This is a genomic window from Enorma burkinafasonensis, assembly GCF_902150035.1.
Taxonomy (GTDB): Bacteria; Actinomycetota; Coriobacteriia; order Coriobacteriales; family Coriobacteriaceae; genus Enorma; species Enorma burkinafasonensis.
On record NZ_LR597506.1, the window covers coordinates 103,351 to 118,325 of the forward strand.

A 14,975-nucleotide genomic window follows, 5' to 3' on the forward strand; every position below is an offset into this window, starting at 1 on the left:
CCATGCTCGACCTCGCACGCGTCAGCAAGACCTTCAACGCGGGCACCATCAACGAGAAGCGCGCGCTCGTGGACATCGACCTCAACCTCGCGCCCGGCGACTTCGTCACCGTCATCGGCGGCAACGGCGCCGGCAAGTCGACGCTCATGAACATCATCGCCGGCGTCTACCCCATGGACGCGGGCACCATCACGCTCGACGGCAAGAACATCTCGCGGCTCTCGGAGCCCGCGCGCGCCACGTACCTGGGCCGCGTCTTCCAGGACCCCATGATGGGCACCGCCGCCGACATGCAGATCATCGAGAACCTCGCCATGGCCAAGCGCCGCGGCAAGACCCGCACGCTCGCCTGGGGCGTCACCAAGGCCGAGAAGGACGAGTACGCCGAGCGCTTGAAGGAGCTCGGGCTCGGCCTCGAGCAGCGCCTCACCGCCAAGGTCGGCCTGCTCTCGGGCGGCCAGCGCCAGGCGCTGACCCTGCTCATGGCCACGCTCACCGACCCCAAGCTGCTGCTCCTCGACGAGCACACGGCGGCGCTCGACCCCAAGACCGCCGCGAAGGTGCTCGAGCTCACCGAGAAGATCGTCTCGGAGCGCAAGCTCACCACGCTCATGGTCACGCACAACATGAACGACGCGATCCGCCTCGGCAACCGCCTCATCATGATGCACGAGGGCCGCGTCATCTACGACGTCGCCGGTGCCGAGAAGGCCGCGCTCACCGTGGCCGACCTGCTGCAAAAGTTCGAGCAGGTTTCGGGCGGCGAGCTCGCGAACGACCGCATGCTGCTGAACTAGACGGCTGCAACTGTACCAAGCGCAGCTGCAACCGCTCCCATATGCACGCAGGGCCCTGTGGGATCCATCCCGCAGGGCCCTGTTCGCTATGCGCAGACGCTCCAAGCGCCCTGTCGCTTCGATCGCCGGCTGACTACCCCAGCTCGACCGACTCGGCGCCCTCGATGGCGAGGTCGGCCTCGAGGAAAGCCTTGAGCGCCGAGGCGACCTGGGCCACATCGCGCGTGCCCGCGGTCTCGTAGGACGAGTGCATCGCCAGCTGGGCGCAGCCCACGTCGATGGCATGCATGCTCGCCTGCATGTTGGACAGGTTGCCCAGTGTGGAGCCGCCGGCCATGTCGCTGCGGTTCGCGAACGTCTGGAACGACACGCCGGCGCGGCGGCACACGGCGATGAAGACGGCGCGGCTGAAGGCGTCGGTGCAGTAGTGCTGGTTCGCCGCCTCCTTGATCACGATGCCGCCGTTCAGGTGGCAGCGGTTCAGGCCATCGTACTTGTCGGCCTTGTTGGGGTGCAGCGCGTGCGCGTTGTCGCAGCTCACCATCATCGAGCGCGCGAGTGCGCGGCGGTAGTCCTCGGGCGTAAGGCCGAGCGCGCCGGTGAGGCGGGTGAGCGTATCGGGCAGGAAGGTCGACATCGCGCCCTGCTTGGTGTTGGAGCCCACCTCCTCGTTGTCGAAGCAGCAGTAGATGTTGACGCTCGCGGGGTTCTCGGCCGCAAGGAAGGCCTTGAGCGAGGTGAAGGCGCACATCAGGTCGTCGAGCTTGGGCGACGAGACGAACTCCCGCTCGGCGCCCCACACGCGCGCCGGAACGCGGCTCACGAGGAAGAGGTCGCGGGCGAGCACCTGCTCGGGCGCGACGCCGGCCTCGCGGGCGATGAGCGCGTCGAAGCCCTCGGCCGTGAGCTCGCCGGCGGAGACGAGCGGCACGACGTCCGTCGCGCGGTTGGGCGAGAAGCCGTCGTTCATGCCGCGGTCGAGGTGGATCGCGAGGCTCGGGATCATCGCGAGGTCGCGGTCGGGGGCGATAAGCCGGCTCTCGACGCGGCCGCCCGTCTCCACGAGCACGCGGCCCGCGATGGAGAGCGGCCGGTCGAACCAGGTGTAGTCGATCATGCCGCCGTAAGCCTCGACGTCCAGGCGGAGCATCCCGTCCGGGCCCTCGATGACAGGCAGCGCCTTCAGCTTGAAGGTGGGCGAGTCGCCGTGCGAGGCGGTGACCTGGAAGTGATAGCGCTCCGGCACCGCGGCGCGCTCCCCCACCTTGAAGGCGATGACGCTCGAGCCGTTACGGGTGGTGTAGTACCTACCGCCGGGCGCGAGCTCCCACGCGTCGCCCTCGGCGAGGCGGGTGAAGCCGGCCGCATCGAGGCGCTCGGCGATGGTCCGCGTCGTGTGGAACATGCTCGGACACGCCTGGATGAAGCCGATGAGCTCCTCGGCGGCCCTCACATCCTGCTCTTCAACCATGCTCTGGTCCTTTCGCTAGACGAGCTTGCCGGCGCAGTGGTCGATCGCGTGCTGCACGACCTCGGCGGTCCAGCCGCTGAAGCGCTTGGTGCGGCGCACGAGGTTGCCGTCCTGGGGCACCTGGTAGGCGACCGTGATCATGCGGAAGCGCTTGACCTCCGTGACCTCCTCGAGGGAGAGGCAGCTCTCCTGCGCGGTGTAGGGCTGCGCCGCGATCTTGATCTTGGGGTTCATCATCGTGTAGGTGCGGCCGCCGTCCTCGTAGGCGATGATGGCCTTCAGCGAGCCGATCTGGTTCGCCGCGAGGCACACGGCGTCCTCGAGCGACTCGAGGGTGTCGCGGAGGTCCTGCATGACCTCCATATCGTCGATGGTCGCGGGTTCCGCCGGCTTGGACAGGAACTCACGGTCTTTCACGATCTCCTTGATCATCTTCTTCCTCTCTTGTTGGTCGGGACGCCGGGCGGGGCCGATCGTCGCATGGCCATGGGGGCGGCCCATGGCCCGGGTCGGTTTCCCTTAGATCAGGCCTGGTAGAACTCGTGGAAGTCCTCGGTCATGCGGGCCAGCGTGGGCTCGTCGACGTAGCACATGTGCCCGCAGCCGTAGCGGCAGAACCGGATCTTGTCGCGCAGCTCGCGCGGCAGGTACAGCTGGGAGATGGTGTGCTCCATGTTCCACCAGGGCGTCGCCGCATCGAAGCGGCCGCCCATGATCATGAGCTTGGTCGTGGGGCTGCGGCGGAGCGCCACGGCGATGTCGAGCGCCACGTTGGGCGCGGCGACCGTCGTCTCGTCGACGCCGGGCTCGTCATGCACCCACCTCCAGCCGATGCCTATCTCGCTCCACACGTTCAGACGGTAGCCGGCAGGGCCGCGGTAGCCCAGCTCGTCGTGGAGGAAGGCGCGGAACGCCGCGTACCAGGCGCTCTCGATCGCGTGGCTCGCCGGGTCGTCGCAGGCGAAGTAGAACGAGGCGGTCTGCAGCGGCAGCAGGGCGCTGCCGGCGAACCGCATGTCGAGCCGGCCGATCACCTTGTCGTCTGAGGCCATGAGGTCGCGCCTGAACTCCTCGAGCGACACGCGGAGGTTGCGCTCGACGAGGTAGTCGGCAGGCAGCCCGATGAAGGCAGAGAGCTCCTCGGCCACCGCGCGCTGGCGCTCGGGGTCGATGCGGTCGCCCTGAAGCAGCGCCAGGGCGTACGTGCCGCCCGCGAACTCGGAGGCGCGGTCGAACCACTCGTCCTCGTCGACGCCTTCGCCCGCAAGGCCGAAGAACTGCGCCGTCGCCGCGAACGAGGGCATCATGCCCACGTAGTAGAGGTCGTTGCCCGGCAGGTTCTGCGTCCAGTCGAAGAGCGCCGACACCATGACCACGCCGGCGACGGGCACGCCCGCCTCGCCGAGGTAGCGCATGAGCACGGAGTTGCGCATGGTGCCGTACGACTCGCCCACCAGGTAGAGCGGCGAGCCCCAGCGGCCGTTGTCCTCGAGCCACTGGCAGATGGCGCGGCAGAACGCGTGCGCATCGCCCTCGAGGCCGTACACGCGCCCCTTGTCGTACCCCTCGGCGACGAACGACCAGCCTGTGCCGAGCGCATCGAGGAACACCAGGTCGCTCTCCGTGAGGAGCGTGCCCGGGTTGTCCTCCACCTCATAGGCCGCCGCATCGACGAAGCCGCAGCCGTTGGGCACCACGCGGCGGGGCCCGATGCCGCCGAAGTTGATGGGCACCGAGGCCGAGCCCGGGCCGCCGTTGAAGCAGAAGCTCACCGGGCGGCGCCGCGCGTCCACCGCGGCACCGTCCACGGTGTCCGCCAGGTAGGCGACGTTGAACATCTTGCCCTCGAGCACGCCGCCCGCATCGAAGACGTCCACGTGTCCCGCGCGGGCGGTATAGCCGATCTCGCGGCCGCCGGCGCTCCAGGTGAGGCGCGCCTCGGCGCTCTCGGGCACGGCGTTCGCCTGAGCCGCCGTCTCCATATCTGCCATGGGTAGCCTCCTTTACTCGATGCCGAGCATGTCGCAGAGCGTCAGCATGTAGATCTCGGCAGCGTGCACGACGTCGATCACGTCAACGTCCTCGTTGTAGCCGTGGATGCCGTCGTTGTTGCACGGCCCGAACTGGATCGTGGGGCACCCCAGCAGACGGTAGTTTGCCGCGTCGCTCGAGGCCCACTGGTAGGCCGGCAGGCACTCCTCGCCCCAGACCTCCTCGATGTTCTTCTTGAGGCTCGTGACGAGCGTGCAGGTGTCGGAAGTCACGTTGCCCTCGGTAATCCACTCGAAGGTGGGCTCGACGCCCTCGACGCCGCTCTCGGCGATCACGCGCTCCACGGCGGCGACGACCTCGTCGTGGTCCGTGCCATAGGGCAGGCGCACATCGATCTGCGCGGTCGCGAGGTCAGGCACCTGGTTGATCTTGCCGCCGCCCTGGATAATGCCGACGTTGCACGAGATGTGGTCCACGACGTTGCCCACGCCATCGGCGGGGATGGTCCGCTCGGCAACGATGCGCGAGTTCTCGACCGCGCGGGCGTGCTCGGGCAGGAAATGACCCGGCACGGAGATGATCTGGTCGATGTTCACGAGCACGCGGGCGAGCTTCACGATGGCGTTGTCGCCCTTGTAGTTGTTGGTCGAGCCGTGGCCGGGCACGCCGTGGGCGGTCAGCGTGAGGTGCAGGATGCCCTTCTGGCCGATCTCGATGGTCTCGTGCCCGGTGGGCTCGCCCACCATGACCGCGTCGGCGCCGTCCGCGTAGCCGTTCTCGCAGAACCACTTGGTGCCGCTGCCCGCGATCTCCTCGTCGCACACCATGTGCAGGCGGATGTCGCCCTTGAGCTTCGCGCCGGAGGCCCGGAGCATCTTCATGCTGAAGAGCAGCACCGCGAGGCCGCACTTCATATCGGACGCGCCTCGGCCGAAGATCTTGCCGTCGTGCATCTCGGCTCCGAAGGGGTCGAAGTCCCAGCCCGAGAGCTGGCCTACGGGCACCACGTCCACGTGCCCGTTCAGCACCACGCGGAAGCCCGACGGGTCGCCCATCTGCGCGTAGACGACCGGGTAGTCCTCGCCGCCGTCGCCGACGATCTCCTCACTCTCGATGCCGGCGCGCTCGAGGTAGTCGCGCACGAACGCGATAGCCGGCGCCTGGCTGTCGATGGGGCTCTGGTTCTTGATGCGGATCAGGTCGCGGCAGAGCTCGAGCAGCTCGTCCTGCTGGTCGAGCACCGCCTGATGCAGGGATTCCTTCGTTGGGGCCATAGGAGCACCCGCCTTTCTTGGTCGATGGACACCGGAGGCGTTACGCCTCCCATCATAGAACGGCCCGCCGCCAGCAAACGGCAGCGGGCCATACGATACGGACTAAGCACAAAGCCTACGCGAGCGTGCCGCGCGTGCGAAGCGCTGGCACGGAACCGCCGCACGGGATGAGCCCTATCGGCTCGGGGCTGCTACACCCCGCTAGATCCAGCGCGACTCCCCGCGCGCTACGCGGTCGCCGCGTCGTGGTAGCGGAAGCACGCGACCTGGTGCCCCGGCTCCACCTCGGTGAGGGCGGGGCGCTCCTTGCGGCAGCGCTCCTCGCAGTACGGGCAGCGGCCGGCGAGCGGGCAGCCCACCTGCTCCCCTACCGGGCTCGCGATCTCTCCCTTGAGCTTGAGCTCCTCGGTCTTCTGGAAGGGGCTCTCGGGCGGCACCGCCGAGAGCAGCGCCTGCGTGTAGGGGTGCATCGGGTTCTCGTAGACGCGATGCGCGGGGCAGAGCTCCACCACGCGGCCCAGGTACATAATCGCGATGCGGTCCGAGATGTGCTTGATGACCGAGAGGTCGTGGCTGATGAACAGATACGTGAGGCCGCGGTCGCGCTGCAGGCGGCGGAAGAGGTTCAGTACCTGCGCCTGAATCGACACGTCGAGGGCAGAGACGGGCTCGTCGCACACGATGATCTTGGGGTCGAGCACGAGCGCGCGCGCCACGTTGATGCGCTGGCGCTGGCCGCCCGAGAACTCATGCGGGTAGCGCTCCATATGCTGGATATCGAGGCCGACCTCTTTCATGAGGTCGAAGACGATCTTCTCGCGCTCGGCCTTGTCGGGCACGAGGTTGTAGATGCGCAGCGGCTCCTCGATGGCACGGGCGGCGGTGAAGCGCGGGTCGAGCGAGGAGTAGGAGTCCTGGAACACCATCTGGATGTTCTTGCGCATGGCCTTGAGCTCGGGGCCCTTGAGGCCGTTGATATCCTTGCCCTTGTAGCGGATCTCGCCGGCGGTCGCCTGGTGCAGCTGCACCACGCAGCGACCGAGCGTCGACTTGCCGCAGCCCGATTCGCCGATGATGCCGAGGGTCTCGCCCTCGTACACGTCGAGCGAGACGTCCGAGAGGGCATGGAGGGTCTTGGGCTTGTCGAACAGCCCCTCGCCACGCAGGCGGAAGTCCTTGCTCAGATGGCGGATGGAAAGGATCGGCTGGCGCTCCTCGGCCTGCTCGGCTGCGGGAGCCTGAGTCATCTCGCTCATCGATTCACCTCTCCTCTCACAAGACCGCCCTTGCCGTCCTGCAGGTGGCAGGCGACCAGGTGGCCGGGCGCGACCTCCTTCAAGGGCGGCACCTCGCGCTCGCAGATTTCCTTCGCGTACGGGCAGCGGTTGCAGAAGTTGCAGCACGTGCCGGTGAGCCTCAGATCGGGCGGGACGCCGGGGATGGTCTTGAGGTCGGCGTTCTCGTCATCCGAGAGCTTGGGCATGGAGTCCAGAAGGCCCCAGGTATAGGGATGCAGGGGGTTGGCGTAGAGCTCCGGCGTCGACGCGTGCTCGACGGTGCGGCCGGCGTACATGACCATGACGTCGTCGGCCATCTTCCACACGATGCCGAGGTTGTGGGTGATGAGCAGGATGGCGGTGCCGAACTTCTCCTGCAGGCCCTTGAGCAGGTCGAGCACCTGCGACTGCACCGTCACGTCGAGGGCCGTGGTGGGCTCGTCGGCGATGATGAACTTGGGGTGCAGGCTCATGGCCATGGCGATGATGACGCGCTGGCACATGCCGCCCGAGAGCTCGTACGGGTAGGAGTCCATGCGGCGCTCCGGCTCGGGGATGCCCACCAGGCGCAGCATCTCGATCGAACGCTTGCGGGCTTCCTCGCGGCTCACGTCCTCATGGGCGCGGATGAGCTCGATCATCTGGCTGCCGACCTTGAAGACCGGGTCGAGCGAGGTCATGGGGTCCTGGTAGATCATCGCGATGTCCTTGCCGCGGATCTCCAGCAGCTCCTTCATGTCGATCGTGACCATGTCCTTGCCGTCGAACTCGATCTCGCCGGATTCGATGGAGCCCGTCTTGGGCAGCAGGCGGATGACCGAGGAGGCGGTCACGCTCTTGCCCGAGCCCGACTCGCCCACGATACCGAGCGTCTTGCCACGGTCGAGCGTGAAGCTCACGCCGTCGACCGCCTTGGAGATTCCTGCGGAGGTGTGGAAGTACGTCTTGAGGTCCTTCACCGAGAGAAGGTGCTCACGGGCCCCGTCCTGTGCGATTTCAGCCATGCGGCACCCTCCTTACTGCTTCTGCTTGGGGTCGAACACGTCGCGGATACCATCGCCCAGAAGGTTGAACCCGAGCACCGTGACGAGGATGAAGATGCCCGAGATGGTGGCGATGTGCGGGGAGGTGCGCAGGCAGGTGCGCCCGCCCGAGAGAATATTGCCCCAGGACGCGGTGGGCGGGGTGATGCCCATGCCGAGGAACGACAGCGCCGCCTCGGAGATGATGGCGCTCGCGACGTTCAGCGTGAAGTACACGATGATGGGCGAGATCGCGTTGGGCAGGATGTGCGTGAACAGGATGCGCGCCGGCGAGGCCCCGAGCACGCGCTCGGCGTTGCAGTACTCCTCGTTCTTGACGATATGCACCTGGCCGCGGACCACGCGCGCGAAGTAGGGGATGTTCCCGATGCCGAGCGCGATGACTACGTTGATGGCACCCTGGCCCAGGATGGTCATGAGGATGAGCGCGAGCAGGACGAACGGGAAGGACATCATGCCGTCCATGATGCGCATGATGATCGAGTCGAGGAGCCCGCCGAAGAAGCCGGCGACAAGACCGATGAGGACTCCCACGAACGCTCCCACGAGCGTGCCGCCCACGGCGACGAAGATTGAGATCCGGGCTCCGTAGATGATGCGCGAGAGCAGGTCGCGCCCGTAGTTATCGGTCCCGAAGATATGGCCGGCGCTGCCCGGCGCCGCATAGGCGTTCGTCATGTCGATGGCGTTGGGGTCATACGGCGCGAGCTGGTTCGCGAAGACCGCCAAAAGCACCATCGCGACGACGATGATGAGGCCCACGACGGCCATCTTGTTGCGCGAGAGCTTGTGCCAGGCGTTGTTCGCCTTGCGCTCGCGGCGCACCATCTCGAGCTGGGCCTCGACGCCGAGTGCGCCGCCCTTGGTTTCGTTGGCTGCCATCAGTTCTGGCCACCTCCCTCGTAACTCACGCGTGGGTTGATCACGGCGTAGACGATGTCGACGATCAGGTTGACCACGACGAAGACCACGGCAGTGAAGAGCACCGTGCCCTGGATGAGCGAGTAGTCGCGGCCGTTCACGGCGTTCACGATCAGCGTGCCGAGACCCGGCCACGAAAAGATCGTCTCGGTGAGGATGGCGCCCGTGAAGGCGGAGGCGATCTGAAGGCCCAGGACCGTCACGATGGGCGGCAGAGCGTTCTTGAACGCGTGCTTCCAGATCACAAGCGTCTCGCGCACACCGCGCGAGCGCAGCGACTTGATGTAGTCGGTCCCGATCGTGTCCAGCATGCTCGAGCGCGAGATGCGCGCGAGCGTCGCGGCGGGGATGGTAGCAAGGCAGAACACCGGCAGGATCATATGGCTCACCACGTCCCAGACGCCGTTGGCGAACGAGCCCATGCCCATGGCGGGCAGAAGCCCCAGGTTCACGCTGAACGTGAGGACCAACATGAGGCCGAGCCAGAAGATCGGCATCGAGACGCCAACGAGCGCGACGACCATGAACACGTAGTCGAGCACCGAGTTCTGGTGCAGGGCGGACTCGACGCCGATGGGGATGCCCACGAGCGCCGCGATGACGAGGCCGGTCATGGTGATGGAGAGCGTGGCGGGAAGACGGCTCAAGATGAGGGGCATGACGTCGCTGTTATACGAGGTCGACCAGCCGAAGTCACCCTGCAGCACACCGAGCAGGTAGTCGATGTACTGCTTCCACATGGGTTCGTTGAGGCCCAGCTGCTCGCGCAGCTCGGCGACGGCATCGGGAGATGCCTGGGGTCCCAGCATGGTGACGGCGGGGTCACCGGGGACCATGCGCGTGAGGATGAACGTCGCAGTGATCACCACGAAGAGCACGGGGATCGCCTGCAGCACCCTCTTGAGAATCGTCTTAGCCACGAATCCCTACCTTTCTTAGCAAACGCCGCGCGCGGCAGGCTCTCGCCAAACCGCGCGCGGCGGCACACGCAGCGGTCGCTACGCGGTCTTCGAGATGTTGACCTCGGAGTTCACGACATAGACCAGGTTATCGGCGCGCTGCACGAAGCCCTGGACGTTCTTGGAGAGACCGTTCTTGGAGTTGGCCGTGCTGTACACGATCATGGGGCATTGTTCCACGATGATGCGCAGCGCCTGCTTGTAGAGGTCCGCGCGCTCATCCTGGTCGGTGACCTCGAGAGCCTGCTGGAGCAGGTCGTCGACCTCGGGCATGCTGAAGCGCCCGGAGTTCCCGTTGCCGCCGATCTCCGAGGTGCTGAACAGCTTGTTCAGGAAGAAGTACGGATCGGGGTACCACGTCCAGCTCATGCCGACCATGTCGCTCTCGCCGGACGAAGCGTTCGAGGAGAGCGTGGCCCAGTCGTTCTGATGGATCGTGAGGTCGATGTTCAGGGTCTCCTTAAGCTGCTGCTGGAGCACCGTGCCCACATCGAGGCTCGTCGTGGTGTTCCCCGTGTACAGATCGATCGCGAAACCGTCCGGATAGCCGGCGCTGGCAAGGAGCTCCTTGGCGCCCTCGGGGTCGTGCGCCGGGACGAGTTCCTCGATGGACTCATCGTAGCCCCAACTACCGCGCGGCAGCGGAACCGATGCCACGGTCGCTCCGCCGTAGGGGTAGGCGGCAGCGAGGATCTCCTCGCGGTCGATCGCCATGAGGATCGCACGGCGCACGTCGAGGCTGGCCGTGGGGCCATTGACCATGTTCATGTAGATGTAGTTGAAGTTCAGGCCCTCCTGCTGTTCCACGATGTAGTCAGAGTTCTCCGAAACGGTCTGCAGCGACTCGCCGCCCAGGTCGGTGACGAGATCGACCTCGCCGGTGAACAGGGCGTTTGCCTGCTGCGTGGAGTCGGTGATGACCTTCCAGACCACGCCGTCGAGGTTCGGGCGGTCGCCCCAGTAGCCCTCGTGGCGCTTGAGCTCGGTCTGCTGGTCGCGCGTGAACTGAACCATCTGGAAGGGGCCGGTGCCCACCAGGTGCTCGCCGAAGTTGTCGCCCCAGCCCTCGACCTCCTCCTTGGGGAGGATGGCGTTGCCGCCATCGGTGAGCGCCGTGAGGAAGGCGGAGTTCGGGGTCTTGAGGACGCACTCGATCTCGGTGTCGGAGATCACGTTGCAGTGATCGAGCATGTCGAGGCGGTTGTTGGTGGACTCGACGTTGGAGCGCTCGAGGGAGTACTTCACGTCATCGGCGGTCATGGCGCGGCCATCCTGGTATTCACCGGGCTGGAACTTCGCGTCGTCGCGCAGGGTGAAGGTATAGGTGAGACCGTCGTCGGAGATGGTCCACTCGGTCGCCAAGCAGGGCACGATCTCGGTGAGGTCCATGGAGTACTGGACGAGCGTGTCGCAGACGGTGTTGATGATCTGCGACTCATAGACGCCGGTGTACTTGACCGGGTCGAGAAGGGCCGGCGAGGCGGTGAGCGAGATGCTCAGGGTGCCGCCCTCGGCAACCTCCCCGCTGCCGGCGGAACCGGTGCCGCCCTCAGAGGAGCAGCCCGCGACGGAGAGCGCGGCGCCCGTGAGGCCCACGGCGCCCAGCCCGCTCAGGAAGCCGCGACGCGATACGGTCTTGCTGGTAAGTTTGCTCATGTTCCATTCCCTCCATTTCGAAAGGACCTATTGTCACAGGCCCGCGCGGAACGCCGCGGGCCCGTGAGATACCGTCGTTACCAGGCGCGGTAGTTGATGAAGCCGTCCCACGGGTCCACGTGATCCACAGGGAGCGTGTCGCGCAGCCTGAGCACCTCGTCCGGCACGAACCGGCGCTCCACCACGACGTCGCCGCCGTAGGTGCGCCACCAGTCGCGGCTGATGATGAGGTAGCCGTTCTTGCACTGCTCGGCACCCCAGCTGTTCTCCACGCGCCAGGCAACGGGCTCGCCCGCCTCGTCGAGCTGCACGCCCTGGAAGGCCATGCAGTGCGACATGCCGGTACCGTTGAGATCGAGGTTGTCGCCGCGGTCGATCGAGAGGTCGATGTCGAAGAGGCCCTCCAGGTCGAGCGAGTCGGTCGCGAGGACGCCCGCGAAGTCGGTGTCGCCGCGCAGGGTGCGCTTGCCCACGTCGCACATCATGTACGCGGGGACCCCGCCCTTGAGCGAGGCGATCACGGCCTGCTCCACCACGGGCATCTCCATGTTGAGGAGGCGCAGCGGACGGCCGCCCACCACCGCGTCGAACCAATCGACACCGTAGAGATGACCGAAGGGGCGCGTGTCGCCGGGCATGCTCACGAGCTCGATGTAGTCCTCGGGGTTGAAGCGCGCGTAGCGCTCCAGGAACTCGAGCGGGGTCACGCCGTGGTCGCGCAGGATGCGGCGACCGTCCGCGGTGACCTCGACCTTGGAGGCGTCCACGTCCGCATGTGCGCCCACCTCGAAATCGAAGTCGAACGCCAGCGGAGGCTCGCCCAGGCAGCAGCACAGGAAGCGATGGATCTCATCGAGCATGTCGGCCTTCGCGGCCTCGAGCTCGTCGGCGCCGGCGCCTTCGCCCGCACGGTCGCGCAGGATGGCAGCGTCGCGGATGAGGATATCGCCCAGCACCTCGTTCATGTACTTCGTATCGAGCGTGCAGGCCGTCTCGGGCATCGCGTCCTTGGGCACGGCGCCCCACTTCTCCAGGATGCTCGCGCAGAACATGAACTGGCCGCCATCCGATGCGGTGTGCAGGGTCAGGTGGTACACCAGCCGGTCGTTCGCCGAGCGGTCCGCCGTCTGGATGATGCGCTCCAGGAAGGAGTTCGACTTCTCGAGCTTCTCGTAGAACGTGGTGTAGGCCTGTGAGAACTCGAAGTCGTCGACGTCGAGGATCCCCAAGGTGCGCGCACGTACGACGTTGAGCGTCGAGAACATCCAGCAGCGACCGGACTTGTGCTGGTGCGTAACGGTCTTGGCGGCATCAAGCGAGACCCCGTAGGTATCCTTATAGGCACGGCACGCGCGCTGGTCTCGCGCCGCCGCGGCGATGCCCATCGAGGTCACGGCGTTGCGGGCGATACGGTTCGCGCGGCTCGAGGCGAACCCCTCCGTGAGTGCATTGATGCGCTCAGGGTCGACCGCACCGCCCGGGACGCGGTCACAGAGGTCATTCTGGACGTTCGTGCTATCCATGCTCCACAGTCCTTTCCTGCACTCCACCTGCATATTTGCCGGCGCGGTATGGATATAGCTCCAGCAATTTACCAGTAAACTATAGGATGAATCGTGATGTCTGCATACCCCTTCGCCTCAATTCACCCATCGGTAACACTTTATTCCGGCAAAGCGACGGCGCCGCGCGGTGTTCCCGCACGGCGCCGCTTACATGCGCCCCCTTGTGCACGGCCGCGTGCTTCCAACCATCGCCCGTAGCGATAGCCGAAGCCACCTGGTCGCTAGGCGGACTTGGACATGTTCACCTCGGAGTTCACGACGTACACGAGCTGGTCGGCACGCTGGACGTAACCCTGGACCCCCTGCGTGAGGCCCGTGCAGACCTCCTCGGTCGCGTAGACCAGCATCGGGTCCTTCTCCACGATCTTCGCGAGCGCCTGCTTGTACAGGTCGGCGCGAGCATCCTGGTCGGTCACCTCCAGCGCCTGCTGGAGCAGGTCGTCGACCTCGGGGTCGTTGAAGCCCGCGCCGTTGCCCAAGGCCCCGATCTCGGAGCTTGCGAACAGCTTGTTCAGGAAGAAGTACGGGTCGGGATACCAGCTCCAGCCCATGGCGTAGATGTCGGCCTGACCGGCTGCGGCGATCTCGGAGAAGGCGCCCCAGTCGTTGGTGTTGATCTCGACGTCGACGTTCAGGTTCTCCTTGAGCTGCTGCTGGAAGACGGTGGCCACGTCGAGGCGCTGGGTCGTGTTGCTCGTGTAGTACTTGAGCGAGAAGCCATCGGGGTATCCCGCCTCGGCGAGCAGCTCGCGGGCACCCTCGGGATCGTAGGCCGGCACGGTCTCCTCGACGGCCGCGTCATAGCCCCAGCTCCCCTTGGGCAGCGGGAGCGTCGCCTCGGAGGCCCCGCCGTACGGGTAGCCGGCGGCGATGAGATCCTCGCGGTTCACGGCCATGAGGATAGCCTTGCGCACACGCTGGTCGGCGGTCGGGCCGTTCACCATGTTCATGTAGATGTAGGCGATGTTGAGGCCATCCATCTGGTCGACCACGTAGTTTGAGTCGCCTTCGACCGTCTGCAGCGACTCGCCCTTGAGGTCGGTGACCATGTCGACATCGCCGGTGAAGAGCGCGTTCGCCGACTGTGTGGCGTCGGTGATGACCTTGAAGACCACGCCATCGAGGTTAGGCTTCTCGCCCCAGTACCCGTCGTGACGGACGAGCTCGGTCTGCTGGTCGCGCGTGAACTGCTTGAGCGCGAACGGACCGGTGCCCACGAGGTGCTCGCCGAAGCTGTCGCCCCAGCCCTCGACCTCCTCCTTGGGGACGATCGCGTTGCCCGCGTCGGTGAGAGCCGTCAGGAACGACGCGTTCGGGCCGGTCAGCACGCATTCGATCTCGGTGTCGGAGATGACGTTGCAGTGGTCGAGCATGTCGAGGCGGTTCATGGAGGACTCGTTCGCGGAGCGCTCAAGCGAGTACTTGATGTCCTCAGCGGTCATGACGCGGCCCTCCTGGTACTCGCCAGCCTGGAAGACGGCGTCGTCGCGCAGGGTGAACGTGTAGGTGGCGCCGTCATCGGAGATGGCCCACTCGGTGGCGAGGCAGGGAACGATCTCGGTGAGGTCCATGGAGTACTGCACGACGGTGTCGCACACGTTGTTGATGATCTGCGACTCGTACACGCCGGTGTAGCGGGCGGGGTCGAGATAGGCAGGCGACGAGGCGAGCGAGATGCTGAGCGTGCCGCCCTCGGCGGCGCCGGAGCCGCTGCCCGACCCGCCCTGCTCGGACGAGCATCCGGCCATGCCTAGGACCGCTCCCGCCGCGCCGACGACACCCAGGCCGCCCAGAAGACCGCGGCGCGAGACGCACTTGCTGGTAAGAAGATCCATGTTGTCCTCCTTTGCTTTGCGCGGCGAGACGGCCCGGCAGAGCGCCGGCTTGCCGCGCCACTCCATGCCCCATGCATGTGAGGCGAATATAGGGTGCGAGCACCTCTGTGACCAACTCATTGCCAACAGTTCATCTGCCGGTAACACTCCAGCCCCAAAAAAGCATAACAAGTTCTTCGGAATAC

At 66.1% G+C, this 14,975-nt stretch carries 12 protein-coding genes; 1 reads left to right on the plus strand and 11 read right to left on the minus strand.

The window, feature by feature from the left end:
• Nucleotides 1-2 precede the first annotated feature (2 nt).
• Nucleotides 3-797 carry an ABC transporter ATP-binding protein gene (locus tag FS885_RS05155; RefSeq protein ID WP_144743990.1) on the plus strand — a complete coding sequence of 265 codons (795 nt, stop codon included), beginning with the start codon at nucleotides 3-5 and terminating at the stop codon, nucleotides 795-797.
• 133 nt (nucleotides 798-930) lie between these two features.
• Here the strand turns inward: FS885_RS05155 and FS885_RS05160 are convergent, their stop codons facing one another.
• The 11 genes from FS885_RS05160 to FS885_RS05210 form a co-directional block, all read right to left on the minus strand.
• Nucleotides 931-2,268: a M18 family aminopeptidase gene (locus FS885_RS05160; protein WP_144743992.1), complete on the minus strand. Its 1,338-nt coding sequence runs from the start codon at nucleotides 2,266-2,268 to the stop codon at nucleotides 931-933.
• Between the two features lie 15 nt (nucleotides 2,269-2,283).
• Nucleotides 2,284-2,700 carry a peptide deformylase gene (locus FS885_RS05165; RefSeq protein ID WP_144743994.1) on the minus strand — a complete coding sequence of 139 codons (417 nt, stop codon included), beginning with the start codon at nucleotides 2,698-2,700 and terminating at the stop codon, nucleotides 2,284-2,286.
• A 92-nt stretch (nucleotides 2,701-2,792) separates the two neighbouring features.
• Entirely contained in the window at nucleotides 2,793-4,259 is a 1,467-nt protein-coding gene (locus FS885_RS05170) for a S10 family peptidase (protein WP_144743996.1), read from the minus strand.
• Between the two features lie 12 nt (nucleotides 4,260-4,271).
• A complete protein-coding gene (locus FS885_RS05175) occupies nucleotides 4,272-5,534 on the minus strand; it encodes a M20 family metallopeptidase (protein ID WP_144743998.1) in 1,263 nt (420 codons plus the stop codon).
• A 227-nt stretch (nucleotides 5,535-5,761) separates the two neighbouring features.
• Nucleotides 5,762-6,790, minus strand: a complete 1,029-nt coding sequence (locus FS885_RS05180; protein ID WP_246060797.1) for an ABC transporter ATP-binding protein — start codon at nucleotides 6,788-6,790, stop codon at nucleotides 5,762-5,764.
• Entirely contained in the window at nucleotides 6,787-7,815 is a 1,029-nt protein-coding gene (locus FS885_RS05185) for an ABC transporter ATP-binding protein (RefSeq protein ID WP_144744000.1), read from the minus strand. The genes FS885_RS05180 and FS885_RS05185 overlap by 4 nt, the downstream gene beginning before the upstream one ends.
• Nucleotides 7,816-7,827: 12 nt before the next feature.
• Nucleotides 7,828-8,736 carry an ABC transporter permease gene (locus tag FS885_RS05190; protein WP_144744002.1) on the minus strand — a complete coding sequence of 303 codons (909 nt, stop codon included), beginning with the start codon at nucleotides 8,734-8,736 and terminating at the stop codon, nucleotides 7,828-7,830.
• Nucleotides 8,736-9,695 (minus strand): ABC transporter permease, encoded by a 960-nt coding sequence (locus FS885_RS05195; protein WP_144744004.1) that lies wholly within the window; start codon nucleotides 9,693-9,695, stop codon nucleotides 8,736-8,738. Before FS885_RS05195 ends, FS885_RS05190 begins: the two co-directional genes overlap by 1 nt.
• Nucleotides 9,696-9,773: 78 nt before the next feature.
• Nucleotides 9,774-11,390 (minus strand): ABC transporter substrate-binding protein, encoded by a 1,617-nt coding sequence (locus FS885_RS05200; protein ID WP_144744006.1) that lies wholly within the window; start codon nucleotides 11,388-11,390, stop codon nucleotides 9,774-9,776.
• Between the two features lie 77 nt (nucleotides 11,391-11,467).
• Nucleotides 11,468-12,913 (minus strand): C1 family peptidase, encoded by a 1,446-nt coding sequence (locus tag FS885_RS05205; RefSeq protein ID WP_144744007.1) that lies wholly within the window; start codon nucleotides 12,911-12,913, stop codon nucleotides 11,468-11,470.
• A gap of 263 nt (nucleotides 12,914-13,176) precedes the next feature.
• On the minus strand, nucleotides 13,177-14,790 hold the full coding sequence (locus tag FS885_RS05210; RefSeq protein WP_144744009.1) for an ABC transporter substrate-binding protein: 1,614 nt from the start codon (nucleotides 14,788-14,790) through the stop codon (nucleotides 13,177-13,179).
• Nucleotides 14,791-14,975: the final 185 nt, after the last annotated feature.

Excerpts from the sequence above, each read along its gene's own strand:
- FS885_RS05155 (WP_144743990.1), top strand. The coding sequence starts at position 3 with ATGCTCGACCTCGCACGCGTCAGCAAGACCTTCAACGCGGGCACCATC.
- FS885_RS05160 (WP_144743992.1), bottom strand. The coding sequence starts at position 2,268 with ATGGTTGAAGAGCAGGATGTGAGGGCCGCCGAGGAGCTCATCGGCTTC.
- FS885_RS05165 (WP_144743994.1), bottom strand. The coding sequence starts at position 2,700 with ATGATCAAGGAGATCGTGAAAGACCGTGAGTTCCTGTCCAAGCCGGCG.
- FS885_RS05170 (WP_144743996.1), bottom strand. The coding sequence starts at position 4,259 with ATGGCAGATATGGAGACGGCGGCTCAGGCGAACGCCGTGCCCGAGAGC.
- FS885_RS05175 (WP_144743998.1), bottom strand. The coding sequence starts at position 5,534 with ATGGCCCCAACGAAGGAATCCCTGCATCAGGCGGTGCTCGACCAGCAG.
- FS885_RS05180 (WP_246060797.1), bottom strand. The coding sequence starts at position 6,790 with ATGAGCGAGATGACTCAGGCTCCCGCAGCCGAGCAGGCCGAGGAGCGC.
- FS885_RS05185 (WP_144744000.1), bottom strand. The coding sequence starts at position 7,815 with ATGGCTGAAATCGCACAGGACGGGGCCCGTGAGCACCTTCTCTCGGTG.
- FS885_RS05190 (WP_144744002.1), bottom strand. The coding sequence starts at position 8,736 with ATGGCAGCCAACGAAACCAAGGGCGGCGCACTCGGCGTCGAGGCCCAG.
- FS885_RS05200 (WP_144744006.1), bottom strand. The coding sequence starts at position 11,390 with ATGAGCAAACTTACCAGCAAGACCGTATCGCGTCGCGGCTTCCTGAGC.
- FS885_RS05205 (WP_144744007.1), bottom strand. The coding sequence starts at position 12,913 with ATGGATAGCACGAACGTCCAGAATGACCTCTGTGACCGCGTCCCGGGC.
- FS885_RS05210 (WP_144744009.1), bottom strand. The coding sequence starts at position 14,790 with ATGGATCTTCTTACCAGCAAGTGCGTCTCGCGCCGCGGTCTTCTGGGC.